This is a genomic window from Deinococcus rubellus (assembly GCF_025244745.1).
In the GTDB taxonomy this organism is placed as follows: Bacteria; Deinococcota; Deinococci; order Deinococcales; family Deinococcaceae; genus Deinococcus; species Deinococcus rubellus.
In genome coordinates this window covers 1,999,959-2,024,358 of record NZ_CP104213.1, presented here as the reverse complement: position 1 = coordinate 2,024,358, position 24,400 = coordinate 1,999,959, and the positions used below count along the sequence as shown (strand labels likewise).

Annotated in this window: 21 protein-coding genes and 1 tRNA gene; 13 read left to right on the top strand and 9 right to left on the bottom strand. The window is 56.6% G+C overall.

All coding sequences use genetic code 11. From position 1 onward, the window contains the following. Nucleotide 1: 1 nt before the first annotated feature. From N0D28_RS10395 to N0D28_RS10385, 3 genes are all read right to left on the bottom strand, one after another. On the bottom strand, nt 2–421 hold the full coding sequence (locus N0D28_RS10395) for a GNAT family N-acetyltransferase (protein WP_260559453.1): 420 nt from the start codon (nt 419–421) through the stop codon (nt 2–4). A 73-nt stretch (nt 422–494) separates the two neighbouring features. After that, nucleotides 495–2,405: a biosynthetic arginine decarboxylase gene (gene speA / locus N0D28_RS10390; protein WP_260559452.1), complete on the bottom strand. Its 1,911-nt coding sequence runs from the start codon at nt 2,403–2,405 to the stop codon at nt 495–497. Nucleotides 2,406–2,654: 249 nt separating this feature from the next. Further along, a tRNA-Asp gene (locus tag N0D28_RS10385) sits at nt 2,655–2,730 on the bottom strand. A 221-nt stretch (nt 2,731–2,951) separates the two neighbouring features. Here N0D28_RS10385 and N0D28_RS10380 point away from each other — a divergent pair. Next, nucleotides 2,952–3,677 (top strand): 50S ribosomal protein L25/general stress protein Ctc, encoded by a 726-nt coding sequence (locus N0D28_RS10380; protein ID WP_260559451.1) that lies wholly within the window; start codon nt 2,952–2,954, stop codon nt 3,675–3,677. Between the two features lie 106 nt (nt 3,678–3,783). Here the strand turns inward: N0D28_RS10380 and N0D28_RS10375 are convergent, their stop codons facing one another. The 4 genes from N0D28_RS10375 to tnpC form a co-directional block, all read right to left on the bottom strand. Beyond that, a complete protein-coding gene (locus N0D28_RS10375; protein ID WP_260559450.1) occupies nt 3,784–4,395 on the bottom strand; it encodes a TetR/AcrR family transcriptional regulator in 612 nt (203 codons plus the stop codon). A 77-nt stretch (nt 4,396–4,472) separates the two neighbouring features. Further along, complete coding sequence (locus N0D28_RS10370; RefSeq protein ID WP_260559449.1) at nt 4,473–5,165, bottom strand: GntR family transcriptional regulator; 693 nt, start codon at nt 5,163–5,165, stop codon at nt 4,473–4,475. Nucleotides 5,166–5,387: 222 nt separating this feature from the next. Further along, nucleotides 5,388–6,419: a GTP 3',8-cyclase MoaA gene (gene moaA, locus N0D28_RS10365; RefSeq protein ID WP_260559448.1), complete on the bottom strand. Its 1,032-nt coding sequence runs from the start codon at nt 6,417–6,419 to the stop codon at nt 5,388–5,390. Between the two features lie 571 nt (nt 6,420–6,990). After that, nucleotides 6,991–8,400, bottom strand: a complete 1,410-nt coding sequence (tnpC, locus tag N0D28_RS10360) for an IS66 family transposase (RefSeq protein ID WP_260559392.1) — start codon at nt 8,398–8,400, stop codon at nt 6,991–6,993. 311 nt (nt 8,401–8,711) lie between these two features. Here tnpC and acs point away from each other — a divergent pair, with 311 nt between their 5' ends. After that, nucleotides 8,712–10,664: an acetate--CoA ligase gene (gene acs / locus N0D28_RS10355; protein WP_260559447.1), complete on the top strand. Its 1,953-nt coding sequence runs from the start codon at nt 8,712–8,714 to the stop codon at nt 10,662–10,664. A gap of 23 nt (nt 10,665–10,687) precedes the next feature. Here the strand turns inward: acs and N0D28_RS10350 are convergent, their stop codons facing one another. Continuing rightward, nucleotides 10,688–11,746: a glucose-1-phosphate thymidylyltransferase gene (locus N0D28_RS10350; RefSeq protein ID WP_260559446.1), complete on the bottom strand. Its 1,059-nt coding sequence runs from the start codon at nt 11,744–11,746 to the stop codon at nt 10,688–10,690. A 568-nt stretch (nt 11,747–12,314) separates the two neighbouring features. Between N0D28_RS10350 and wbaP the strand changes: the two genes are divergently transcribed. From wbaP to N0D28_RS10295, 11 genes are all read left to right on the top strand, one after another. Then, on the top strand, nt 12,315–13,754 hold the full coding sequence (gene wbaP, locus N0D28_RS10345) for an undecaprenyl-phosphate galactose phosphotransferase WbaP (protein WP_260561876.1): 1,440 nt from the start codon (nt 12,315–12,317) through the stop codon (nt 13,752–13,754). A 56-nt stretch (nt 13,755–13,810) separates the two neighbouring features. Continuing rightward, nucleotides 13,811–14,965, top strand: a complete 1,155-nt coding sequence (locus N0D28_RS10340; protein WP_260559445.1) for a lipopolysaccharide biosynthesis protein — start codon at nt 13,811–13,813, stop codon at nt 14,963–14,965. Continuing rightward, complete coding sequence (locus tag N0D28_RS10335) at nt 14,962–16,035, top strand: glycosyltransferase (protein ID WP_260559444.1); 1,074 nt, start codon at nt 14,962–14,964, stop codon at nt 16,033–16,035. Before N0D28_RS10340 ends, N0D28_RS10335 begins: the two co-directional genes overlap by 4 nt. Nucleotides 16,036–16,279: 244 nt before the next feature. Further along, the gene (locus tag N0D28_RS10330) at nt 16,280–17,239 is read left to right on the top strand and encodes an O-antigen polymerase (RefSeq protein WP_260559443.1); all 960 of its coding nucleotides are present in this window, start codon (nt 16,280–16,282) and stop codon (nt 17,237–17,239) included. Then, on the top strand, nt 17,239–18,150 hold the full coding sequence (locus N0D28_RS10325; RefSeq protein ID WP_260559442.1) for a glycosyltransferase family 2 protein: 912 nt from the start codon (nt 17,239–17,241) through the stop codon (nt 18,148–18,150). The genes N0D28_RS10330 and N0D28_RS10325 overlap by 1 nt, the downstream gene beginning before the upstream one ends. Beyond that, nucleotides 18,132–19,076, top strand: coding sequence for a glycosyltransferase family 2 protein (locus tag N0D28_RS10320; RefSeq protein ID WP_260559441.1), 945 nt, complete (start codon nt 18,132–18,134; stop codon nt 19,074–19,076). Before N0D28_RS10325 ends, N0D28_RS10320 begins: the two co-directional genes overlap by 19 nt. Continuing rightward, nucleotides 19,073–20,113: a dTDP-glucose 4,6-dehydratase gene (rfbB, locus tag N0D28_RS10315; protein WP_260559440.1), complete on the top strand. Its 1,041-nt coding sequence runs from the start codon at nt 19,073–19,075 to the stop codon at nt 20,111–20,113. The genes N0D28_RS10320 and rfbB overlap by 4 nt, the downstream gene beginning before the upstream one ends. Continuing rightward, nucleotides 20,110–21,012 (top strand): glucose-1-phosphate thymidylyltransferase RfbA, encoded by a 903-nt coding sequence (rfbA, locus tag N0D28_RS10310; RefSeq protein ID WP_260559439.1) that lies wholly within the window; start codon nt 20,110–20,112, stop codon nt 21,010–21,012. The genes rfbB and rfbA overlap by 4 nt, the downstream gene beginning before the upstream one ends. Next, nucleotides 21,009–21,560, top strand: coding sequence for a dTDP-4-dehydrorhamnose 3,5-epimerase family protein (locus tag N0D28_RS10305; protein ID WP_260559438.1), 552 nt, complete (start codon nt 21,009–21,011; stop codon nt 21,558–21,560). The genes rfbA and N0D28_RS10305 overlap by 4 nt, the downstream gene beginning before the upstream one ends. Beyond that, complete coding sequence (locus N0D28_RS10300) at nt 21,557–22,297, top strand: SDR family oxidoreductase (RefSeq protein WP_260559437.1); 741 nt, start codon at nt 21,557–21,559, stop codon at nt 22,295–22,297. The genes N0D28_RS10305 and N0D28_RS10300 overlap by 4 nt, the downstream gene beginning before the upstream one ends. Then, the gene (locus N0D28_RS10295; protein WP_260559436.1) at nt 22,278–23,210 is read left to right on the top strand and encodes a hypothetical protein; all 933 of its coding nucleotides are present in this window, start codon (nt 22,278–22,280) and stop codon (nt 23,208–23,210) included. The genes N0D28_RS10300 and N0D28_RS10295 overlap by 20 nt, the downstream gene beginning before the upstream one ends. Here the strand turns inward: N0D28_RS10295 and N0D28_RS10290 are convergent. Continuing rightward, nucleotides 23,116–24,321, bottom strand: coding sequence for an O-antigen ligase family protein (locus N0D28_RS10290; RefSeq protein ID WP_260559435.1), 1,206 nt, complete (start codon nt 24,319–24,321; stop codon nt 23,116–23,118). The two genes, N0D28_RS10295 and N0D28_RS10290, sit on opposite strands and share 95 nt — an antisense overlap. Nucleotides 24,322–24,400 lie beyond the last annotated feature (79 nt).

Here is a 24,400-nt window from a genome sequence, read left to right as displayed (position 1 = left end):
TTCAGAGTTGCGGCTGCCAGTACATCAGGCGGTCTGTTTCTGGGTCTGCTGCTTCAAAGCCTAGGCGTTCATAAAAGGTAGGGTTTCGTGCGCCATCAATGAGATAGATGCCCAGGAACCTATTTCCTGACCAGTCCAGCAACAACTGGATGATCTGTGTCGCCACGCCATGCTTTCTGAACGCAGGAGTAGTCATCACATCCAGAAGCTGTGCGGTGTAGGCGTCGCCCAACATCCTGCCGAAGCCGATTAGTTCGCCCCCAGACCTGGCCGTTGCGTAAGCCGCCGACGTTTCCAGGATACTGACCGTTCTATCCTCGGTTCGCTGATTTGAATTGTTCCAGCCGATCAGGGTGTAGAGCGTGTTGATCTCGTGCGCCTCCACGGTCTTGTCATTCAGTTGAAAGATAATCTCATTCATTCAAACTCCTACATGGGAAACGCAGTTGGCCTCAACGTATGCCGACTGCGTTTCGTTTCGCACTCTCAAAACTTCACCCCTCCTCGTACTCCAGGTAGGTGTAGCCGAGTAGCTCTTCGCCGTAGTCCTCAAGCATCTCAGTTTCCTGCTCGTCGGTCAGTAGACCTTCCTTGATGGCCTCGTCGGCCTGGTCCTCGATGCTGTCGCGCAGCATGCCTTCCTCGTAGCCCATCGACTCGATCATCCGCCGGGCCTTCTGACCGCGCACGAACAGATCGATGTGGTAGCGGCCACCGGGCCGGGCCGTCACGTGTGCCTCGCTGACCTTGCCGAACAGGTTATGGGAGCTGCCCAGCACGTCTTGGTAGGCCCCCGACAAAAAGATACCCAGGTAGTAGGGCTTGCCGTTCGGCTCGTGCAGCGGCAGGGTGGCTTTCACGTCGCGCAGATCGATGAACTTCTCGATCTTGCCGTCCGAGTCGCAGGTGATGTCCACCAGGGTGCCCTGGCGGGTGGGCTGCTCATCGAGGCGTGCGAGCGGCACAATCGGAAAGAGCGCCTGAATGGCCCAGTTGTCCGGCAGGCTCTGGAACAGTGAGAAGTTGCAGATGTACTTGTCGGCCAGCACCTTCTGCAAGTCTTCCAGCTCGTCAGGCACGTACTTCTCGCCCGCGATCAGCTTGCTGATTTTCCTCAGGATGGCGTTAAAGAGGGCTTCGCCGCGCGCCCGGTCGCTCAGGGTCACGTAGCCCAGATCGAACAGATTGTGCAGCGTCTGCTTGTCGCCCACCGCGTCGTTGTACATCTCGCGGTAGTTGCGCGCTGAGATGGTGTCCAGAATTTCTTCCATATCCTTGACGATCTGGTGGGTGTTCTCGCCCGCCTCGGGAATGTCTTGGAGGTCACGGGTCGGCCCGGTCACGTCGACCACCGGCACCACCAGCACCGAGTGGTGGGCGGTGAGCGCCCGGCCCGATTCCGAGACGATCACCGGTTCCGGCACGCCGCGCGCCTTGCAGACTTCCTGCACGGTGTAGACGATGTCGGCGGCGTACTCGGCCAGGGTGTAGTTCATGCTGGCGTAGAAGGTGGTCTTGGAGCCGTCGTAATCGACGCCCAGGCCGCCGCCCACGTTGAGGTACTTCAGCTCTGCGCCCGCCGCGATCAATCCCGCGTAGGTCTGGGTCGCTTCCCGCACCGCCACTTTAATGCGCCGGATGTCGGTGATCTGCGAGCCGATGTGGGTGTGTAGCATCACCAGACTGTCGAGCATCCCCTCCTCGCGCAGCTTTTCCACGACCCGCAGCAGTTCGTAGGCGTTGAGCCCAAACTTGGCCTGGTCGCCGCCCGACTCCTCCCACTGCCCCGAGCCGCGTGCGTGCAGCTTGAAGCGCACGCCGATGGCGGGTTTGACGCCCAGCGCTCTGGCCTGCTTGAGAATCCGGTCCAGTTCGCTGTATTTCTCCAGTGTGATGACCACGTTCTTGCCCAGTGTGCGGCCCCACAGGGCCAGCTTGATGAAGCCGTCGTCCTTGAAGCCGTTGCAGCACAGCAGCGCGTCGGGGTTCAACTTCTGGGCCAGGCAGAGGGCCAGCTCGGCCTTGCTGCCCGCTTCCAGGCCGTGCGCGTAGCTGTAGCCCGCCTGGGCGATGGTCTCGACGACGAGTCGGCGCTGGTTGACCTTGATGGGAAAGACGCCCTGGTACGCGCCCTTGTAGTTGTACTCGGCCATCGCTTTGTGAAAGGCCTCGTTGAGCTGCTTGACCCGGCCAGTCAGTACCTGCGGAAACCGCAAGATGACCGGCAGGCTCTCGCCGCGCTCCAAGACGCTGTCCACCACGTCCTGAATAACCACGTGCAGGCCGGGCGAGGGGGTGACTTCCATCATGCCGTCGTCGTTGACCCTGAACCACCCGCCGCTCCAGTTGGGGACCAGGTAGGTTTCGGCGGCGTCGGCGATCGAATATTTCGTGCTGGTTTTCAAAGTAGGGGCGTCCTCCAGAGTGACAAACTGAGGCTCGCCGTGCGCGGGGCAGTGGCCGGACTGTCCGTGCTCTGTCCGGCAACCACGCCGTGCGAAACCGGGGGACATGATAGCGGCAAGGCGGCGCTCAGAGGTCAAGCCGGATGACATTTCGCCGCGCGGCGACGCTTGTTCATCTCAGTCAGCCTGACCAAGGCTGCTCAGGCAAACATAAAAAAAGAAGCAAGGCTTTCAAACCTTGCTTCTCGTTGGCGGTCCGGACGGGATTTGAACCCGCGACCTTCTGCGTGACAGGCAGATATGCTAACCGCTACACTACCAGACCCCACCAATGCCTCTTCGTACTCATGGCCGTTTCACGGGCGGGTTAAAGGATAGCCGCCGCCTGCGGGCTTGTCAACCTCGCCCCCTTCCAGAACCCAGCCAGGGTTTGCTACACTGGCGAGGTTGCACGGTTGCCGCGCGCCAGCCTGCGTACCGAGACACTACAAAGCGGGACACGGGAAAGCGGCGCAGCGGCAAACCCGCCAAGAGGGAGAAAGACCAATGGAACTGAAAGCCACCCAGAGAAACACCCAGGACAAGCTGGCGGAGGGAATGCTTCCCGCCGTCGCCTACAACAAAGACCACAACGTTTCGTTCACCGTTGACCGCAAGGCATTTGACCGGGCCTTTCGCGCCCAGGGCACGGCGGGACTGTTCGACATCAGCATCGAGGGCGGCGAGAGCTTTCCGGCGCTGGTCAAGGCTGTGCAGATGGACAAGCGTCGCCGCATCCCGCAGCACGTCGATTTCTTCATGGTGACCTACGGCCAGCCTATCGAGGCCACCGTGCCGGTGCACATCAAGGGCAAGAGCCAGGGCGAGATCATGGGCGGCCTGGTGGATATCGTGCTGCACAGCATCAGCATCATCGCTCCCGGCCCGCGCCGGATTCCCCAGGAAATCATGGTGGACGTGAGCAAGCTCAACATCGGTGACCACGTCACGGCGGGCAACCTCAAACTGCCCGAGGGCGTCAAGCTGAATGTGGATGAGAGCATCACCGTGGTCAGCGTGCTGCCGCCGCGCCTGAGCGCCGAGGAAGCCGAGGCCGAGACCCAGGCGGCCCAGGTCGCCGGAATGGTCGCGTCGGGCGAACTCAGCGAGGCCGCTGCCGAGGCGGTGCTGGAAGGCGAAGTCAGCCTGGAAGATGCCAAGACCGAGGGCAGCGAGGCGATGGCCAAGGAAGAAGCCGAGGGCGACGGCTCGGGCAAGCCCGCCCAAGAGTAAGCTTCGGCGTCAAATATCAGCTCAGCAGCGCGGTTCCCAGATCGGGGCCGCGCTGCTGTTTGTGGGTTGAGAACCGGATCCACGCCTGGCCGGGAAGCAGTATCGCTCAGGCGGGAGGACGGACCAAGACGCCCTGCATCAGAAAACTCAGGGTCAGGCGCATCTCCTCGGCCAGCGAGCGCTCGGTGCCGTAGGCGCTCCACCGCAGGGCGATGATCAGGTAGGTGTCGGCGATCAGGTTGCTCATGCGCTGCAAGCTGAGATCGCTTCTGAGTTGCCCGGCCTGCTGCATCGGACTCAGGATCAGCCCGATGACCCGGCTCAGCGGCAGCGCCTCGTAGGCCGTGCGGGCGCGGTCGGGGCTAGGGTTCATGACCTCGTAGGCCAGCGGCGGAATCAGGTCGCGTTCCTGACCGCTCTCCTCGGCCAGCCGCTCCCAGACTTCGGCCAGCACCTGCTGCGGGTCGTGCCCCTCGCGCAGCCGGGTCTCGGCCAGATCGCGTAGCCGGGCCATGATCTGCGAGCCGTAATCGAGCAGGACCGCTTCCTTGTAAGGGTAGTAATTAAAAAAGGTGCCGCGTGAGACGTTGGAGGCTTTGGCGATGTCGGTGGCGGTGGTGGTCTGAAAGCCCCCGCGCTTGAACAGGTCGATGGCCACGTTGTAAATGCGGGTGCGGCGCTTTTCTTTCTGGCGTTCGCGCAGCGAGAGTGAATCCATAATGCCTCAAAATACTGTATCGAAGTCCAAATTTGTACGGGGTATAGCGAAGTTGTCTTCGGTCAGCGGCTTTCAGCTCAAGGCTCGAAGCTGTCCTGAAAGGCGTAGCGGTCACCGCGCACCCAGTAGTTGACATACGAGACCCGTTTGGTGCCGCTGTAGGTGGTGCGCCGCAGCAAGAAGGCCGCCGTGCCCACTGGCACCCGCAGCAGATCGGCTTCCTCCTGGCGCAGGTTGACCGCCTCGAGCGCCTGCTCCACGCGGGTCAGCGGCACGCCCATTGCCACCATCACCTCATGGATGCTCTCGGCGGCCAGGTTCTGGGCCAGCAGATCGCCGACGAGCGCCGCGTTGATGTAGCGCTTCTCGATCACCAGCGCTTCGTCTCCAGCGGTGCGCAGGCGGTGAATGAAGACCACCGGGTCGTGAAGCTGCACCTGCAAGACGATGGCGATTTCCGGCGTGGCCTGAATCTGCATGGCGTGCAGCACCCCGGTGCGGTGGTCGGGGTGGCGCGCCCACTCCTTGAACGGCCTGATCCGGAAGGTGCCCTGGCGAAAGCGTTTGCCGGTGGGAAAGGTGCCCGCGCCCTGCACCCGGTAGACGTACCCCTCGCGCTCCAGTTCGTCGATGGCCCGCCGGGCCGTCATCCGCGAGACCTCGAACTCGCGGGCCAGTTGCGGCTCGCTGGGCAGCGGCAAGCCCTCCTGGTAATGGCCGCCCAGCAAGCGGTCTTTGAGGGTGGACTTGATCAGTGGATATTTGGCCATTCAGCCCTCCGGTGCACTCACAGCGTCGAACCTGGTTCACTTCGCACAGCGAACTTCAGGGCACAGCAACGTCAGGTGTAATGGCAGTCCCCGACAACAGCACCTGGGCGAGACGAATACCGAAACGCCCCCATCTTAACCTGATTTGTGTACTCCGCACACCTGTTCTTTGCAGCGTGACGCACTGGGGCCGTCTGACAAGCCCGGACCGGGCGAAATCGCTCAACCGCCGATGTGTGACATCTCGATTTTCTGTCCCTGCTGCCGGGCGGCGCTGAGTTCGCCGCGCTCCTCGCTGTACCGGTCACGGCGCACGCTCCAGATCCCACCGATCAGGTCGAGCAACGCGTCGTCGCTGGCCCCGGCCCGCAGCGGGGCGCGCAGATCGCTGCCCTGGGTCGCGAACAGGCAGGTATAGAGCTGGCCCACCGCCGAGAGCCGTGCCCGTGAGCAGTCGCCGCAAAATGGCGCGGTGACGCTGCTGATGACCCCGGCCTCGAAGCCCTCGGCGTCGGCGTAGCGGGCGGCCACCTCGCCCTGGTAGTGGGCGTCCAGCGGGCGCAGCGGCTCGCCGCCGTCAGCCAGGCGGGCGATGACCTCGCGCGAGGGCACGACCTGGCTCATGTTCCAGCCGTTGTGGTTGCCCACGTCCATGAACTCGATGAAGCGCACCACCGCCTTGCCGCGAAGCGCCCTCCACAGCTCAAGGAGCGCCCCATCATTGACACCGCGCTGCACCACTGTATTGATCTTGACGCCCAGGCCCACCGTGAGCGCTGCCTCGATGCCCGCCATCACCCGCTCCGGTTGCACGCCCAGCCCGTTCATCTGCCCGAACACCTGGGGGTCGAGGGCGTCCAGGCTCACCGTGACGCGCTGCAATCCTGCTGCCTTGAGGCTCGCCGCCAGGCGCGGCAGCAGCAGGCCGTTGGTGGTCATGGCGATGTCGTGCACGCCCTCAATGCGGCTGAGCTGCTCGATCAGTTGCGGCAGGTCACGCCTGAGCAGTGGTTCGCCCCCAGTAAGGCGCAGCTTTTGCACACTCAGCCGCACAAACAGGCGGGCCAGCCGCTCGATTTCCTCGAAGCTGAGCAGTTCCTCTCGCGGCAGGAAAGCGTAGTCCGCACCGAAGATCTCGCCGGGCATGCAGTAGGTGCAGCGCAGGTTGCAGCGGTCGGTCACGCTGATCCGCAGGTCGCGCAGGGGTCGGCCCAGCGCGTCGGTGAGAAAAGGGGATGGAGTGGCAGGCGGCATTACTTCATAGGATACGCTGTGCGCCGGGCGGTAAAGGCGGACTGAGACGGATTCTGGGGAGAATTAGGGACGCCGCGAAGACTTCGGACGAGCTGAGGAGTGGTGCAGGAGCCGATTTCTTTCGCAGCATTTTGCTGTCCTGCTCCGTCTACACCATCCCAAGGCCCGCGAATTTGGTCGTCTGGGCCGCGAGCCGCAGCAATGACCTTGGCCTGCTGTCCGGCAGTTTCATTCCCTATCGTGCTGGGCCTGGTCGCCAGAGATCAGAACGTGGCCTTTCTGGTCGCTCTGGCCTTTACCACCTTAGCCAGCGCCAATCTGCTGGTCAGCTTCTTCACGCCGTTCTGTCTGATACTGATCGCCGTGAGTTCCAACATCATGGGCGTCAACGCTCTGGAAAAACTCTCTCGCCATCTTCCCATCCAGGCTGCGCCGCTGTTCCCACTGGAAAACCCCGGCCTGCTCAGCATTCCTGCTGGCTGTCGTCGGCACCTTTATCGGGCTGGGTCGCCGCAACGAGGGCGAGGACAGGCAGGTCTTCGAGGGTATCTGATTAGCGAGTTGTCCTGGTTCAACAGCGCAGGGACATCAGCATACCAACGGGATCCTGACCACGCAGGCGGGCGGTTTCCACCGTCGACTTGATGCGCATGTACGTGGTGGCTCCCCGTGCATTTTTACTGCACTGCGAGACTTTCCTGGCCATGACCACGGTTCTGAGACTGCGTTCGGCAGCATTGTTGGTCGGTGGAATTTCCGGATCCGACAGGAACAGCAGCACCCTTTCACGAAGGTGCTGTTCTAGAATCCCCAGGCGCAGCCGCTCGTTGGCCTTGGTCTTCAAGGGTGCACGCATCAGCACCTTTTCCAGGCGCAGGGTGAGGGACTCACCCTGCTGCCGATATTCTTCCCGGGTACACCATCCCTCGTCATAGCGCCGATGGAGCTTGATCCCGTCGCGGAACACCTGCGCCAGTCGGAGGCCGTATTCGTGTCCTCGACCGGGCCGCTGTTGTTCTCCGGCAGCGACCTCATCCGCGTTGCGGATGAGATGCGCCAGGCACTTCTGCTGCCTGACCTGATCGAGGTTCTTGCTGTCATAAACCTTGAATCGGTCGCAGACCAGTATGCCTTGGAAGGCGTCGCCCAGGACCTTTCGAAGCTCGATGTTGGTGTGCTGGTGGTTGGCGGTGAACAGCACGGTCTGGGCGCAACGGAAGGTGCTGACCCAGGCTTGACTGGTGCTGATCCGCCAGCCGGTATCGTCATGATGCACAAACGCGGCCGCGCGCAGATCAGCTTCCAGGGTCTGAACATGGGCTGCCAGGGGGCCTGCATCCTCAGCCAGCCGCTGTGCGTCCTGGGTCACTGCGCCCTGCGTGATGCGAATTCCGGTCGTCAACTGGAGCACCCGTGGCAACCGGCGCTGTGGGAGGCCGATTTCATGGTGCAGCACCTGAAGGCTGGCCTTCAGGCGTGGTCCGCAGCGGTGAGCCGTTGCCCCATATTGATCTGCTGCCAGGTCAGGATGCACGCCGCGCACCGTGCCACCACACGCAGGACACACCATCACCGGAACGTGATATTCCGTGAGCTGCTGAGCGCGCTCAGCAGCGAGTTCGGTGATCCAAGCTTTGTCCTGGCGCTTGAAGAGCAATTTGCCGCTGAATCCGCAAGCAGCGCAGGTATTTGGCGCACTGACCTCGATCACTTGAGTGATCTGTTCGGGTGTCGGTGCCTGCTTGTACGTGAAAAGCCCCTCTCCCGCACGGCGTCCTGGGGGTTTGGGATCAGCTTTACGGGTTTCACGACTGTGCGGTGCCGCGTACTTGCGGCTCTTACGCTCAAGGTCTTCAAGGCGCTTCTTCAGGCGTGCATTCTCAGCTTTGAGCGCGCGGTTTTCGGCTTCCAGCCGCTCGAACCGCTGAGCCTGCTGGCGGATAATCTCCAGCAGCTCCTGCTCCCTCAACGTCCCAGTCATCCACCACAGCTTAACGGCAGCACCCCCGTCCTTGGACGGGTGTGCTGGGGGCCGCTAATCAAATACTCAAATACCTTCGAGGAAACGCAGTTCCGGGCTTCCACTGGAGCGGACACCGGCGGCTCCGTGGCCGGACATGACTGGATTCCCCAGCCCTCCGGCCTCCCCCCAGCTTGAGGGCCGAGGTGGGGGTTTTGTTTTGAGCGCACTGGCTTTCAAGTGGGCTGGGATTTGAGCGCTACAGTAAACAGACCACGGTTCGACAGACCACAACTCAGTAGTGCCTGATTTCACCCGTCTTCGGAGGCTTCATGACCAGCCACACCACGTCCAGCAACATTGACAACGTTCTCCACGAAACCCGAGTGATCGAGCCGCCCGCCCAGTTTGCCGCCGCCGCCAATCTCAGCCGCGAGGACTATGAGCGTCTCTACCGCCAGAGCCTTGACGATCCCGACACCTTCTGGGCCGAGGTGGCGGGTGAGCTGACCTGGATGCAGCCCTGGACGCAGGTTCTCGACTGGCAGGAGCCGCACGTGAAATGGTTCGTGGGTGGCCAGACCAACATCGCTTATAACGCCCTGGACCGTCAGGTGGCGCTGGGGCGCGGCGACAAACGGGCCTTCATCTGGGAAGGTGAGGACGGCGAGGTGAGGACCTTCACCTATGCTGAACTGCTGCGCGAGGTCAAGCGGGCGGCCAATATGCTGATCTCGCTGGGGGTGCAATCCGGCGACCGGGTCACGCTGTACCTGCCGCTGATTCCCGAAGCGGCGATTGCCATGCTGGCCTGCGCCCGCATCGGGGCGGTGCACAGCGTGGTGTTCGGGGGCTTCTCGGTCTCGGCGCTGTCGGACCGGCTCAACGACGCCCAGAGCAAGCTGCTGATCACGGCGGACGCGGGCTACCGCAAGGGCGCGCTGGTGCCGCTCAAGGCCAACGCCGACGCGGCGGCCCAGAACGTGCCCAGTCTGGAACATATGCTGGTGGTCTGCCGTGCCGATTGCGACGCTGCTATGCAGCCGGGGCGGGACGTGTGGTGGCACGATGCCCTGGCCGCCGCCAGTGACGGGCACCAGGCCGCCTCTCTGGACAGTGAGCATCCGCTGTTTATCCTCTACACCTCCGGCAGCACCGGCAAGCCCAAAGGTGTGCTGCACACGACGGGCGGCTACATGGTCGCCGCGTCCATGACCATGCAGACGGCCTTTGACCTCAAGGAAGACGACGTGTTCTGGTGTACGGCGGACGTGGGCTGGGTCACCGGCCACAGCTACACCGTTTACGGCCCGCTGCTGCGCGGCGCGACGGCCGTGATGTACGAGGGCGCGCCCAACCATCCGGACTGGGGCCGCTTCTGGCAGATCGTCGAGAAGCACAAGGTCAGCATCCTCTACACCGCGCCCACCGCCATCCGCTCGTTCATGCGCCAGGGGGACGGGTACCCCAACCGCTCCGACCTCTCCAGCTTGCGCCTGCTGGGCAGCGTGGGCGAGCCGATCAACCCGGAGGCCTGGATGTGGTACTTCCGCGTCATCGGCGGCGAGCGCTGCCCGGTCATCGACACCTGGTGGCAGACTGAAACCGGCACCATCATGCTGACCACCCTGCCCGGCGCATTTCCCGGCAAGCCCGGCAGCGCAGGTCTTCCGATGTTCGGTGTCGAACCCGCCATCGTGACCCGCGAGGGAACCGAACTCGGTCCCGACGAGGGCGGCTACCTGATCATCAAGCGGCCCTGGCCCAGCATGCTCCGCACCGTCTACGGCGACGACGAGCGCTACCGCAAGACCTACTGGGGCGAAATTCCGCACGTGTACTTTGCCGGGGACGGTGCGCGCCGGGACGCCGACGGCTACATCACCGTGGTGGGCCGGGTGGACGATGTGCTGAACGTGTCGGGTCACCGCCTGGGCACCATGGAGATCGAATCGGTGCTGGTGGCCCATCCCAGCGTGTCCGAGGCCGCTGTGGTGGGCCGCCCCGACGACCTCAAAGGCGAGGGCGTGGTGGCCTTCGTGACCCCCCAGAGCGGCTACGTCCTCGACCCGGCAGCGATCCGCGCCCACATCACCAGGGAAATCGGCGCGCTGGCCCGCCCCGACGCCATCGTCGTGGCCGACGCGCTGCCCAAGACCCGCAGCGGCAAGATCATGCGCCGCTTCCTGCGCCAGATCGCGGCAGGAAAGGAAATTCAGGGCGACACCAGCACCCTGGAAGATCCGAGCGTGCTGGAGCGGCTCCAGGCGGCCGACCTGCTTTGATGATGTGCCGGGGAGAAGCGGAGTTAAGTCAGCTCGACCTCGCTGGCGTCCGACAGGGTAAGTTTCAGGGTGCGGGGGATGCGCCGCCCGCCACTGACCCTGGCGCGCACGCCGAGCAGGCAGTCTTGTAGCCGGATATCCACATTCTCGATCTGTGCCAGCGCTTCGATGACGCTGTGCTCTACCTCGGCGTTGCGAATGAGACTGCCGCGCCCGATGCTGGTGAACGGCCCCACGTAGGCGTTCTCGATGGTCACGTCCTCACCGATCAGCACCGGGCCGACGATCTTACTGTTGATCACGCGGGCTGAGGCAGGAAGTTGCACCCGCCCACTCAGGCGTGAGTTGACGACCTGGCCCTCGATGTGCGTTTCGAGCCGCTCCAGCAGCAAGCGGTTGGCGTCGAGCAGGTCTATGGGCTTGCCGGTATCCTTCCACCAGCCTTGCACCCGCTGCCCCAGTACCACGCCGCCCTCGGTGATCAGACGCTGAATGGCGTCGGTGATCTCGTACTCGCCGCGTGGTGAGGGCGGCAGATCGCTGAGCGCCTCGAAAATTCGGTTCGAGAAGAAGTAAGCCCCGGCCACTGCCAGGTTGCTGACTGGCGTTTTGGGCTTCTCGATCAGCTCGACGATCCGCTCGCCGTCCAGCCGCGCCACCCCGAAGGCGCTGGGGTCGGCCACCTCGACCAGCGCGATCAATGCGTCGGGCCGCTCGGCTTCAAATTGCCGGGCGAAACTGCCAACCCCGAATTCAAAAAGGTTGTCTCCCAGATACACGCAGACGCTCTCGCCGTTGGCCCAGTTGCGTGCCATGCTGACCGCGTGGCCCAGCCCAAGCTGCTGGTGCTGGTCGATCAATGTCAAATCTGGTCCGCTGAGGTCCTTGAGGGTGTATTCGATCTCGGTGCGGGTCAGATCCGAGACGATCACTGCGATCTCGTCAATGCCTGCCGCCCGCAGTGTTTCGATGGCGTGAATGATGATCGGTTTGCCCGCCACGTTGAGGACGGGTTTGGGCCGGGTAAACGTCAGGGGCCGCAGCCGTGTGCCCAGGCCCGCTGCTGGAATGATGCCTTTCATGTGGGCTGAGTGTAGAGCCTGAGAGAATAATCCACGCCGACTTGAGCTTAAGCTTCAGTCATCTGACGCCAGAATGAGAAATTCACCCAGGACCCGTTCAATTCATGAGTGTTCTACTCTTTGGAGCATGATAAGGTACTCCTGATTGCCGTTGTGGTGAAGAGGGGTTAATGTCAGATGACCATCCACAAAGTGGTCCGGCAACTCAGGGGCCATCCCGAACTGGAGCGATTCGTGTGAGTGATCGGTATACCGAGGAATGTGACAGACAGAGGGAAGACACTGAACGACGGCGTGGACAGCGAGATCGAGTTGAGCGTGCTGTAGGAGGGATTCGCCGCCGCCAGCCCACTATTCTGTTGGCCATCTTGCTTGTCGGGGTCACCACGTCAACGGGGTACTCTCAATCATGGCGTTGGGCCAGGTCATATTTCAGGTGGTCAAACATGATGATGCGCCGCGCCTGGAAAGCGGGCGTGCCGATGATCGGTGAAGTGTCTCAGTTGGACCAGAGAGGTTATGGTCAGACCTGTAATTTCAGCTGCCGCTTGCTTGAGGGAACTTGAGTATGGGCCTGCACACGCCGAGCGCGCCCACTGTCCCGACCTCAAGCCGTGGCGTGACGCTGGTGCGGCGCGGTCTATCACAGGGGTTGGCGCTTGTGCTCAGCGATATCCTTAGTGCCGGACTGTGCTTCGGAATCGGCCATTTTTTGCTCGGGCTGTTCGGTATTGCTGGTGCAAGGAAGGAAACTCTGGCGATCTGGTTGTGCGTCTGGCTGGCTTGGCGGTTCTACCAGGGCCTTTATCCTGGCTATGGGAGGTCACCGCAGACTGAACTCCGTCTCCATACCGTGAGTACCATCCAGGTGATGTTGGTGCAACTGGCAGGTGCATTGGCGCTCGAACGGCTGACGATCAGTGTCAGTGGCGTGGTCGTTGTGTGGTTACTGATTTTGCTGATGGCTCTGCCGCTGCGCTACGGCACGAGAGAACTGCTGGTGAGATCGGGGAACTTCGGACGGCCGATCAGTATTATTGGTGCGGGGCAGACGGCCACCCTGATCATCGCCCACCTTCAGGCCCATCCGGCGTTTGGCCTGAATCCACTCGCTGCCTACGACGACAACCCAGCGCTCCACGGCAACGAATTGCATGGCGTACCCGTTCTCGGTCCTATAGAGCAGGCGCTGACCGACCCGCTGACTGAACAGGCATTGATCTCGATTCCTGGTGCCCGCGCCGAGGTTCAGCAGAAACTAGTCAATACGGTTTATGCTGCTTTTCCTGTCACTTGGGTCATTCCCGATCTGTTCGGTGTGCCCAATCAGGCGCTCGAACTGCACAACATTGGCACAATGGCCACGCTGGAGATTCGGAATAATTTGCGAAGCCAGAGGGCCAGGGCAGTCAAACGCAGCATCGATTTGCTGATGTCTGTGGTGGGAACAATTGCTATTTTCCCAATTCTGCTGCTCATCGCTGTAACCATTAAACTCGACAGTCCGGGTCCAGCCATGTACCGGGCGCGCCGCCTGGGGCGTAATGGCAAGCTCTTCGACTGCTTCAAGTTCAGGAGTATGTACCGTGATGCAGATGTCAGGCTAAAAGGGGTGCTGGATGCTGATCCAGTTCTCAGGGCTGAATTTGAAGCCACCCATAAAATCAAGGACGATCCACGGGTAACAAGGGTCGGCAGCTTTCTGCGGAAGACGAGTCTGGATGAATTTCCGCAGCTTCTCAATGTTATTATGGGACAAATGAGTCTGGTCGGGCCGCGTCCTATTGTTGAGGCTGAGGTAGTGAAGTATGGTGCAGTTTATGGCGTGTACAGGCAGGTCCGACCTGGTATAACCGGATACTGGCAAGTCAGTGGCAGAAGCGATACTAGTTATAGAGAGCGAGTGAACATGGACAATTTCTACATAACGAACTGGACACCTTGGCTAGATATAGTCATCTTGATGCAGACAATTCGGGTTGTATTGATAGGAGAGGGCGCATATTGAAAAATATATTTTTCAAGAATTTATTTTGGAATTCTATGGGACAATTTACTAATTTAGTGATTCCGCTCATCGGATTTCCAATTCTTGTAAGAAAATTAGGTCTACAGTCGTACGGCGAAATGATTATCCATTTATTGATCTGGCAGAGTGTTTGTATGATATTGGACTATAATTACAACAGCTTAGGTGTTCAGAAAGTTTTAGCATGTGATGGCAATGAGCGCCGGATAGTTAGCCTGAATCTTTTTTTGTCTAAGATATATTTATTCTCATTAGGTATTATTATATTTCTATTAGCAAGTGTCTTTTATTTCTATAATGAAGAGAAATTATTTATAGTATTTGGAATAGCTTATCTGTTTGGATACTTGATGACTAATCAAATGTGGTTTTCTGTGAACGAGAAATTCTATCTTCTGGCATTCATAAATTTTATCTCTAAATTTGTATTTCTAATTGGAATTTTCGCGTTTATTTCTGATCTGCGCTCTGTTCTGATGATTCAAGCATTATCTTTATTAATATCTGGATTCCTATCTGTTTTTATCACCAAATATCCGAGAGAATTTTCTATTAGTGACACTATGTACAGAGACGGTTTTCTGTTTTTAAAAGAGACATATCCTGCCTTTTCAGCTAACTTCTCTGGTTATATTCTATCCAATGTCCCTCTCTATTTGGGGCCTATGCTGCTCAGTCCTTCTAATTTTGGAATCTATTCGCTTATAGATAGAATTGTCAGAGTTTTTTTAGCCGTTTATTCTGCTATCAATCAAGTTTTGTTTCGTAAAACTCTATCGATGGTATTGTTGGGAATATCTCAATTGAGAGAGTATATTTTGAGAATTTTGGTATTAATTGTTCCTTTATATATTTTAATTTGTGGTTTTGGTATTTTAGTCTCAATTTACGTGTCTCCCTTGTTATTCCATGTTAACCTAAAAAATTATCTACCCTATTTTGTGCAATTATCTGCTTGGTCTATTTTTTCTGTAGTAAATAGCATTTTGGGCTATCATTATCTGCAATCCCTGCAGAAATACAGAGAATACGGTAATATAATGGCAGTTTCTTTGATTCTGACGATTTTGTTCACCTATTTATTTGGAAAATTATACGCAATAGGAGGAATGGTTTCTGGGATGGTTTTATCTGAAGTAATCATTCTATTCATTCTACTGCATATATACGTGACTAAGAGGGGAATATGAAAATATTGTACATAATGCATGTAGAATGGGGATGGATCAAGCAGAGGCCGCATTTTATCGCTGAAGAATTGAGTAAAAGTCATCACGTGCGAGTATATTATCAGAAAATGTATTCACGATTTAAAAGAAGTGAAAATGTGTCTGGAATAAAAAGGTCAGCCTTTTTTACAATACCTAAAAAATCGAACATTTTTTTGGGTATTGTAAATAATGTCATCCTTAAAATTTTTTTTTATACTATTATCAAACTTGGGAAATATAACTTTATATATGTCACACATCCAGATCAACTAATGTACCTGCCTGAACTCACGATACCTGTAATATATGACTGTATGGACGATCACAGTTCATTTGGAGATCTTGGCAAAGATGGTGATTTGAAGAGAAATGAAATCGAATTATTTTCAAAAGCTGATTTAGTATTATTTAGTAGTTTTTATCTAAAAGAAAAGAATGAAATGTATGTTGATCAGAAGAAGACGGAGCTTCTGTTCAATGGTATATCAGAAAGACTTAAAGAGATTATGAGAGATAATAAAGGGGAAAAGATTTTATTAATAAAAAACATATTTTATATAGGAACGATAGCGGAGTGGTTTGATTTCTCAGCCATAGAACTTATCCTTGAAAGGTGTCCGTCTGTAAGATTTACGATCATTGGGCCTGCTGACATCAAATTGCCAGATTTAGGAGATCGAGTGTTATATATGGGTCCTGTAGATCACTCTCAATTGAATAAAATTGTGGAGGATGCAGATGTGTTCATCATGCCTTTCGTATTGAATGAACTTATACGTTCAGTTGACCCTGTGAAAATGTATGAATATATATCATTTTGCAGGCCTATAATTTCTATACACTATGAAGAATTGGATAAGTTTTCCGGTTTCGTCAATTTTTATAAAGATAGAGACCAGCTTGCTATTATATGCGATTTGATAAATAGTTCTTCGCTTGAAGGTTATAGTAGAGAACAAGCGGGGAGTTTCATATCTAAATCTACGTGGGCGAAAAGAGTGGAGAGAAGATTAGGTGTTTACATAAAGAATAAGAGGTTTTATGAGTAAAGGTTATAATATAGTATTGGCTGGTTTCTACAATCCTTTTATCCTAATTACCCTCTCTTTGCTTTCGGCTGTAGTATTTTTATGGGACTCCTCCAATTATAAATTCTATTCTTTTATATTCACTCCATATATTCTTTATCTGATAGTCTATTTATTTTTAAATCGTATCAAATTTGTGAATCGCCGAGTAATTATACCTGATAACGTGCAAAAAATATGCATGCTATTTATATTTTTTGGAATTATGATTAACCTATCTCTACTATATCAAATATATAAGCTTTATGGAGACGCATATAATATATTTCACTATGGAGGATCTACTTTTTATACACAGAGTATTCAAGAAAAATCCCTTCAGTATATCAATATTCTCGCTAAATTTAATTATATTGCGCCGAATTTTTTAATTCCCCTTATATTTAAATTTGAGAAACGTTTTTTATTTGTCATCATGCCCTTCTTGATTCTTCAGGGTGCTTTTGCCGTTCTATATGGAACTAGGATAGTGATAATGACGACAATTCTCACTATTTTGATAGCATATACGTATCGTATAAAAATAGATTTAAAAAATGCGACACTGATTTTTGCTACTTTACTTTTGGTCGGAGTTGCAGTCATCTCAGGGCAATCTATACGTCAAAATGTAAGCTTCGGTTCAGGATTAACCGAAGTTAAGAGATATTATTCAACATCTCTTAATAATGGCTCTAGTGTGATAGAAAATAATTTAATAACTCAGAAGCTGTTCTGGACTCTGCGTCCTGTCTTAAGCATCCCCTTTCTGCCAAAGGCTACTGGTTTTATTAATATGTATGAGAAACTATTTGGAAAATTGCAGATCCGAAATAGAAAAGAAGATTTTTCTTATGCAGCTAAATTAGGATTTGACCCGGCATATAATACTTTTTCGAGTTTTGGATATGCATATTTAGATTTAGGACGAGGCGGCATATTCCTCCTATTATTGGGCTGGTTGACAATACAGTATATTTATATAAGAGCTAGGAGTGGTCAAATTCTGTATCTAATTATATTTCCAGCGTTTTATATTTCCATGTTGGATCAATTGAGAACTTATTGGTTTTTTTCAGAAAGTAATATGTATTCACTCCTCTCTGGAATTTTCATCCTCAGTCTAATCAAGCTGGCGAGTCTACATTCAAAGAATAAAATTTACGACCAGGAAAAAGATATTTGATGAGTAAAATAGATATTATTATAGCGACCTTTAATGGTGAAAATTATCTAAGGGAACAACTTGACAGCATCATCAATCAATCGATCCACGATTTTAAGATATACGTGAATGATGATCAATCTTCCGATGGAACTGGAAAATTGCTTAAAGAATATGAAAGTTCGATTGAATCTACCAGTTATATTAAATGCGGCGGCGCAAAAGAAAATTTCTCCCACCTATTGAATTTATCGACTGGTGACTATGTTCTCTGTTCGGATCAAGACGATATCTGGCTGGAAAACAGAATAGAAAAATTGATCAAGTATATAAAATTTTATGAAAACGTATTTGGAGAAGATATGCCTTTACTAGTGCACACAGATCTAATACTTATTAACCATGCGGGAGAAAAAATCTCTCCCTCTTTATGGAGATATCAAAATTTAAATCCTACCTGGGGAGACTCATTTAACTTATTGATTACACAGAATGTTATAACGGGTTGTGCCATGGTGGTTAACCGTGCTCTTTTAGATAAAGCCCTTCCTATACCAAGCGATGCGGTAATGCATGATTGGTGGCTCGGATTGGTAGCTTGCAGTTTTGGCAAGATTATATGGGTAGATGAACCAAGTGTATTCTATAGACAACATGGGTATAATGAAATTGGAGCTAAAGAATTCAATACAAAATATCTATTTAGGCAATTAATAATGAATAAAAGGCATTTTTTGCACAGGAAATCACTAATCTCTAAACAGGCATTGGCTTTTTCGGAGCGCTATAAAGATGAACCTCAAGCGGAGATAGCTTACACTTTCTCTCAATTACAACACATGTCTTATACTAAGCGCATTACATGTATACTGAATGAGGGGTTCTTGAAGATTGGCCTATTTCGTAACTTAGCATGGATAATAAGAAAATGAAAAGATCTATTATTATTCCGATATTAAATCCAGATTCATATGTAGAGCAATTGTTGTTAAAAATGCAGAGAGTTTATGAGTCCGAAAACCCAATATTTTTAGATTCCTCATCCAAGAACAGAAGCTTGCTAGATTTAATGCCAAGAGATACGATGATCCATAAAATTGAGAGAAAAGATTTTAACCATGGTGCAACGCGTAACTTGGGTGCGCGTTTAGCCGCAGAACAAAGCGCAGAGATTCTTGTCTTCATGACTCAGGACGCTCTGCCTGCCAACGAACGCTGGCTAGAGGAACTCACGGCTCCCATTGTTTCCGGCGAGTCGGTTGCCACCTTCGCCCGGCAGTTGCCCAGGCCCGGCGCTTCTCTACTGGAACAGTTCTCGCGCTATTTCAATTATCCGGAGAGTAGCCGCTTACGAAGCCAGTCCGATATAGAGCGGCTGGGGGTTAAGGCATTCTTCTTCTCCAATGTCTGTTCAGCCGTGCGGGCTGATGTGTTCTGGGAAGTGGGTGGATTTCCCGAAGACGTCATCATGAACGAAGATATGACCCTGGCCGCTAAACTGCTGCGCGCGGGACATACCATCAAATATGTAGCCGAATCGGAAGTGATTCATTCGCACGATTACACCCTCAAGCAACAGTTTCGTCGCAACTTCGATGTTGGCGCTTTTTTTGCCGACGCCGGTACATTGCTGGCTGGCGCGCATGTTGGCAGCGAAGGTCTGCGCTTCGTGCGCGAGCAGATGCGCTACGTGTTGCAGCATGGCAGGGCTGAGCTGCTCGGGTTGGTGGTCCTGGAAGCGGCCACCAAGTTCACGGCTTTTCAACTGGGCAAGCGCCATGCCCTCTTGCCGCTTCGTGTCAAAAAGAAATTGAGTATGCACAGTTATCATTGGGACCAGCACAGGGAGACTCTATGACCCGACCCCACCCCACCAATCTGCTCGTGACCGGCGGCTGCGGCTTTATCGGCAGCAACTTCGTGCGCTACTGGCTCGCCCAGCACCCCGAGAGCAAAGTCGTCGTCTACGACAAGCTGACCTACGCGGGCCGCAAGGAAAACCTGGATGATCTCTGGGACAGCCCCAACCTCAGCTTGGTGGTGGGCGATATCGGTGACATGGACGCCGTGCGCCGCGCCTGCCAGGAAAATAAGATTGACCTGATCGTCAACTTCGCTGCCGAAACCCATGTGGATCAGAGCATTCTCGGGCCACTGGTCTTCACCGACACCAATGTGCGCGGCACCCATGTGCTGCTGGAAGTGGCCCGCGAACTCGGCATCCGGCTGCACCACATCAGTACCGACGAGGTGTACGGCCACATCAAAGACGATCATCAGAGCGTCGAGACGGACGAACTTGCGCCGCGTAGCCCCTACGCCGCCAGCAAGGCCGCTGCCGATCAGCTGGTGCAGGCCTACGCCATCACCTACGGCCTGCCAGTGACCATCACTCGCGGAGCCAACAACGTGGGGCCGTACCAGTACCCCGAAAAGGCTGTGCCTCTGTTTTCCACCAACGCCATTCTGGGCGAGGTTATCCCGGTCTACGGCGACGGTCTGCAAATGCGCGACTACGCCCATGTCTTTGATCACTGCACCGGCATCGAAACCGTCTTTCTGCGCGGCACCACCGGCGAGGTCTACAACGTCGGCACCGGGCGCGAGATGACTAACCTGGAAATGGTCGATATCGTGCTGGACACGCTGGGCAAGGACCACAGTCTGGTGCGGCACGTCACGGACCGGCCTGGCCACGACCGCCGCTACAGCATGAATGTGGATAAATTGAAGGCGCTTGGCTGGCAGCCCAAGTATGACCCTAAACAGGCGGTGGCCGAGGCCGCCCGGTGGTACGCCGAGAATCAGTCCTGGTGGGAGCCGATCCGCAGCGGCGAGTTCCGCGCGTACTACGACAGGCAGTACGCCGAGCGCCTGGCCGGAGCCATTCAGTGACATCGAACGCTTTAAAGCGCCGGGGCATCATCCTGGCGGGCGGCAGCGGCACCCGGCTGTATCCGGCGACGCTGGCCGTCAGCAAGCAGCTCCTCCCCATCTACGACAAGCCGATGATCTACTATCCGCTGACCACCTTGATGCTCGGCGGCATCCGCGAAATACTGATTATCTCGACGCCGGAAGACACCCCGCGCTTCCAGCAACTCCTCGGCGACGGCTCGCAGTGGGGCATCCAGCTGGAATACGCCGTACAGCCCAGGCCCGAGGGACTCGCCCAGGCGTTTCTGATCGGCGAGGACTTCACTCGTGGCCATCACAGCGCCCTGATTCTGGGCGACAACATCTTCTACGGTAACGACCTCTCCGATTTGATGGAGTCGGCCAACCGGAAAACCGAGGGGGCCACCGTCTTCGCCTACCAGGTGGGCGATCCGGAGCGCTACGGTGTGGTGGAGTTCGACGGCGCGGGCAAGGCCGTCTCGCTGGAGGAAAAGCCCGCCAAGCCCAAATCGGACTTCGCGGTCACGGGCCTGTATTTCTACGACCAGAACATCGTGGACGTGGTCAAGGGAATCAGGCCATCGGCGCGTGGCGAACTGGAAATCACCGACGTGAACATCCAGTACCTCAACGCCGGGCTGCTCGACGTGCAGACGATGCGCCGGGGTTTTGCCTGGCTCGACACCGGCACCCACGAGAGCATGCTGGAAGCCAGCAGTTTCATCCAGACCATCGAGCACCGCCAGGGCCTTAAGGTGGCCGCACCTGAGGAAATCGCCTGGCGCAACCACTGGATCAGCACCGAGCAACTCATCGAGCAGGCGCAGAAGTTCGCCAAGAACCAGTACGGCAAGTACCTGCTCAAACTCAGCACCGAGCAGCGGAGCCACCCATGATCCCCACCCTCAAGATCAAACTGGCCAGCGAGTACGCCGACGTGCTCGCCTTCGAAACCTACCCCGCCGCGCCGCAGATTGAGGGCGTCTGGATTCAGGCGCTCAGGAAAAACCGCAGCGAGAACGGCGCGTTCATGGAATACTTGCGTCTGGACGAACAGGGCGTTCAGGGATTGCCAGGCCAGCTCGTGCCGCGCCAGATCAGCGTCTCGTGGGCAGCAGCAGGGCGAATCAACGCCTTTCACATTCACGTCAAAGATGAGCAGAACGAGATCTGGTGCGTGCTGTCGGGCCAGCTGATGATCTGGCTCATCGATTGCCGTGAGGGTAGCCCGACCCTGGGCGTCAAGCGCAAGCTGGTCTTCAGTGGCGAGCAGCCGATGCTGGTGCACATTCCCAGCGGTGTGGCACACGGCTATCAGGCAGGGGAGGCCGGAGCCACCCTGATCTACACCATGGACGCCCAGTTCAATTTGAGTGATCCCAACGAGGGAAGATTGCCCTGGAACTTCTTCGGCGACGATCTGTGGGCCGAGGATATGGGGTGAAGGTGCTGATCACGGGCGGCAGCGGGCGGCTGGGTACGGAGCTGCGTACCCTGCTGCCTGAGTTAATCGCGCCGAGCAGCGCCGAGCTGAACCTCACTGACGCAGGGAGCGTCTCAAAGGTTATCGGGCGAGAGCAGCCGGACATCATCGTCCACGCCGCCGCCTACACCAATGTGGGCGGCGCGCAGAGGGAGCGGTCGCGCTGCTGGGCCGTTAATGTGGAGGGCACCCGGCACATCGCGCGGGCAGCCAACGCGGTCGGCGCGAAACTGGTTCACATCAGCACCGATTACGTGTTCGACGGCCAGACCGGCAATTACCGCGAGGACGACACGCCGGGGCCAGTCGTCAATTACTACTCGCTGACCAAGCTGGTGGCCGAGGAAGCTGCCCGGGCCGCCACCAGGCACCTGATTATCCGAACCAGCTTCCGGCCCCGAGAGTTCGCTTATCCGGTGGCCTTCAGCGACGTGTTTACTGGCCAGGATTATGTGGACATCATCGCGCCGGAGATTGCTCTGGCAGTGAGGCACGCAGGCGAGATCAGCGCCGAGGTGCTACATATCGCCACTGAGCGCAAGAGTGTCTACGAGCTGGCCTGCCGCCGCAAGCCGGACGTGCGCGAGGGCACGCGGGCCGAGGCGGGTGTGGCGTTGCCGGGCGACGTGAGCCTGAACACCGAGCGGTGGGCAGCGCTGAAGATACACTTGAACAAAGATGCCATTCAGCAACCCTGAACAAACGACCACCGACCTGAGTACCCAGATTCCGCTGGGCTGGAGCATGTTGGGCTTCTCCGCATCCGCATCGGACGGTGTGAATCCTTACCGGGTGCCGCAGCCGGTCAGCGAGATTTGGTTCAGCACGCCGGGGCCACGTTATGTCAGCTTCACCTATCAGTTGTATTCACCGCAGCAGTCGGTGCAGGCCAGCGTGGCGCTCGACGGCCAGCCGCTGGGCCGTTACGTCTTCCCAGCAGGTCAGTTCGTCACCGTACTTCCCAGTGGACTTGTCGAGGCTGGGCAGCATGTGCTGCATTTCGAGCAGGGGTGTGCCTCTGCCTGTCCAATCAATCAGTACTATGCGGGGGTCAAGCTGATTGATGCGCCGCCCTTACGCCAGAGCGTGGGCCTGGGCGCGGTGCAGTGGGCACTCGACAGTGCGAAGTCTCCATTTTCGAGTTCTGGACTCTCGGTAGTCCAGTTCGACGGAGCCAATCTGTTCAGGAGCCTGAGCGATCTGCAAGCGGCCACGTTCACGCTCCCCAAAGGCGTGCAGGCCAGCGATCTGCGAACCTTCTCGGTCTCAGATGCGGGCGCTTACCGTTTGCGCTGGACTTCGGACGGCAGTCAGGCGCTCTCGCCGCGTACGGAGCGCTCCACCGCCTTCTGGCCGAAAAGTCAGCTCACCGAACAGAGCCTGCCGCTGATTGGCCGCTCGACGAACGGGCTGAGTGTCCAGGTGGAATGCGCGGCGGGCGGCGCGACCTGCCTGCCTGTCCGGTTGTACTGGACCGAGCTGACCAGCCTGGCTCCCGGTCCGGGCCTGGGTCAGCTCAGCCCGTTGAAGCTGGCGGGATCAGTTCTGCTGTCGCTGGTTCTGCTGGCCGTGTTTGCTCTGCTGCTGCGCCCTGAGCGCGCCACACGCTGATGCCCAGCGCCACCCACCACAGCTCGGCGAAGTGTGGGCTGGGCACGGCGATCACCACGTCCACGAAGTTCATGGCGGTGTAGCCGAACAGTACGGCGATCAGCAGTGGGTCGCGGCTCTTGACCGCTGCCCACAGCCCGTAGGCGTAGACGACCAGCAGCCCGCTCAGGCCCATCACGCCGGTTTCCAGCAGCCAGTGGAGCCAGGCGTTGTGGGCGGTCATCCAGATGCCGTCCAGCAGGGAGCAGACCGGCGTATCGGCAATCAGGGTGGGCAGCAGCGCGCAGCCGTCCTTGAACAGCGAGGTCAGGTAAGGCCCGCCCTGATAAGCGCCCACGCCGCCCAGCGCAGAGGTCTGCCAGGCGGCGTAGGCGTCGGCCCAGACAAAATTGCGCCCGCTGGTCTGGTCATCGAGCAGGCGCAGGATGGGCGCGAACTTGAGTTGCAGGGCGCTGACCACCAGGATGATAATGGCCACCACGCCCAGCGGCACCACCACCCAGCGGCGGCTGCCCCGGTGACCGGCCAGTAGCAGGGCCGCTACGCTGCCCAGCGTCAGCGCCAGCATCGGTCCCCGGCTGCCTGCCGCCAGCAGTGTGGCGACGACGACCAGGCCCGCCAGAATGCGCCACCAGGCTGCGCCACCGCGCCAGAACATCACCAGCCAGAGCGCCACTACCGCCACCAGGCCCAGAGATACCGGGTAGTAATAAGGGTGATTGAGCCGCGCCTCGACACCCGCGACGCCCTGGGTCAGTAGAGTGTAGCTCCAGGCCCAAACGAAGATGATGAGTTGCCCCCACAGCAGCGGGCGCAGATGGCGGCTGTCTTGCAGATACACGCCTGCCGAGATCATCGCCAGGATCAGCAGTGTGCGGACGCCGCCGAAGGCCAGCGAGAGCAGCGGATTGGGTGTTAGCAGGGCGGCCAGCACCTGTGAGGCCGCAAAATAGAACAGCACCCAGCGGGCCACTCGCGGCAGCCGCCGCAGCGATCCCAGCGCCCCGAAAGCGGCCAGATAGAAAAACGGCAGCACCGGAACGGCAGCAATCAGCCAGGGGAGCCAGCGCGGTGGTGTGAACGGTACTTGGGCCGAAATGGGAACAGACATGGAGGCAGATGGAACGGCGGGCAACGGCACGCCCAGCAGTATTTCACGAAGATGCGGGCCAGGGTGAGCTGCTATATGG

Coding starts and splice junctions, on each gene's coding strand:
- N0D28_RS10305 (WP_260559438.1), top strand. CDS start 21,009: ATGATCCCCACCCTCAAGATCAAACTGGCCAGCGAGTACGCCGACGTG.
- acs (WP_260559447.1), top strand. CDS start 8,712: ATGACCAGCCACACCACGTCCAGCAACATTGACAACGTTCTCCACGAA.
- N0D28_RS10350 (WP_260559446.1), bottom strand. CDS start 11,746: ATGAAAGGCATCATTCCAGCAGCGGGCCTGGGCACACGGCTGCGGCCC.
- rfbB (WP_260559440.1), top strand. CDS start 19,073: ATGACCCGACCCCACCCCACCAATCTGCTCGTGACCGGCGGCTGCGGC.
- N0D28_RS10395 (WP_260559453.1), bottom strand. CDS start 421: ATGAATGAGATTATCTTTCAACTGAATGACAAGACCGTGGAGGCGCAC.
- N0D28_RS10290 (WP_260559435.1), bottom strand. CDS start 24,321: ATGTCTGTTCCCATTTCGGCCCAAGTACCGTTCACACCACCGCGCTGG.
- N0D28_RS10375 (WP_260559450.1), bottom strand. CDS start 4,395: ATGGATTCACTCTCGCTGCGCGAACGCCAGAAAGAAAAGCGCCGCACC.
- N0D28_RS10325 (WP_260559442.1), top strand. CDS start 17,239: ATGAGTAAAATAGATATTATTATAGCGACCTTTAATGGTGAAAATTAT.
- N0D28_RS10330 (WP_260559443.1), top strand. CDS start 16,280: ATGATTAACCTATCTCTACTATATCAAATATATAAGCTTTATGGAGAC.
- N0D28_RS10370 (WP_260559449.1), bottom strand. CDS start 5,165: ATGGCCAAATATCCACTGATCAAGTCCACCCTCAAAGACCGCTTGCTG.
- N0D28_RS10295 (WP_260559436.1), top strand. CDS start 22,278: ATGCCATTCAGCAACCCTGAACAAACGACCACCGACCTGAGTACCCAG.
- N0D28_RS10320 (WP_260559441.1), top strand. CDS start 18,132: ATGGATAATAAGAAAATGAAAAGATCTATTATTATTCCGATATTAAAT.
- wbaP (WP_260561876.1), top strand. CDS start 12,315: ATGGGCCTGCACACGCCGAGCGCGCCCACTGTCCCGACCTCAAGCCGT.
- N0D28_RS10380 (WP_260559451.1), top strand. CDS start 2,952: ATGGAACTGAAAGCCACCCAGAGAAACACCCAGGACAAGCTGGCGGAG.
- moaA (WP_260559448.1), bottom strand. CDS start 6,419: ATGCCGCCTGCCACTCCATCCCCTTTTCTCACCGACGCGCTGGGCCGA.
- N0D28_RS10335 (WP_260559444.1), top strand. CDS start 14,962: ATGAAAATATTGTACATAATGCATGTAGAATGGGGATGGATCAAGCAG.
- tnpC (WP_260559392.1), bottom strand. CDS start 8,400: ATGACTGGGACGTTGAGGGAGCAGGAGCTGCTGGAGATTATCCGCCAG.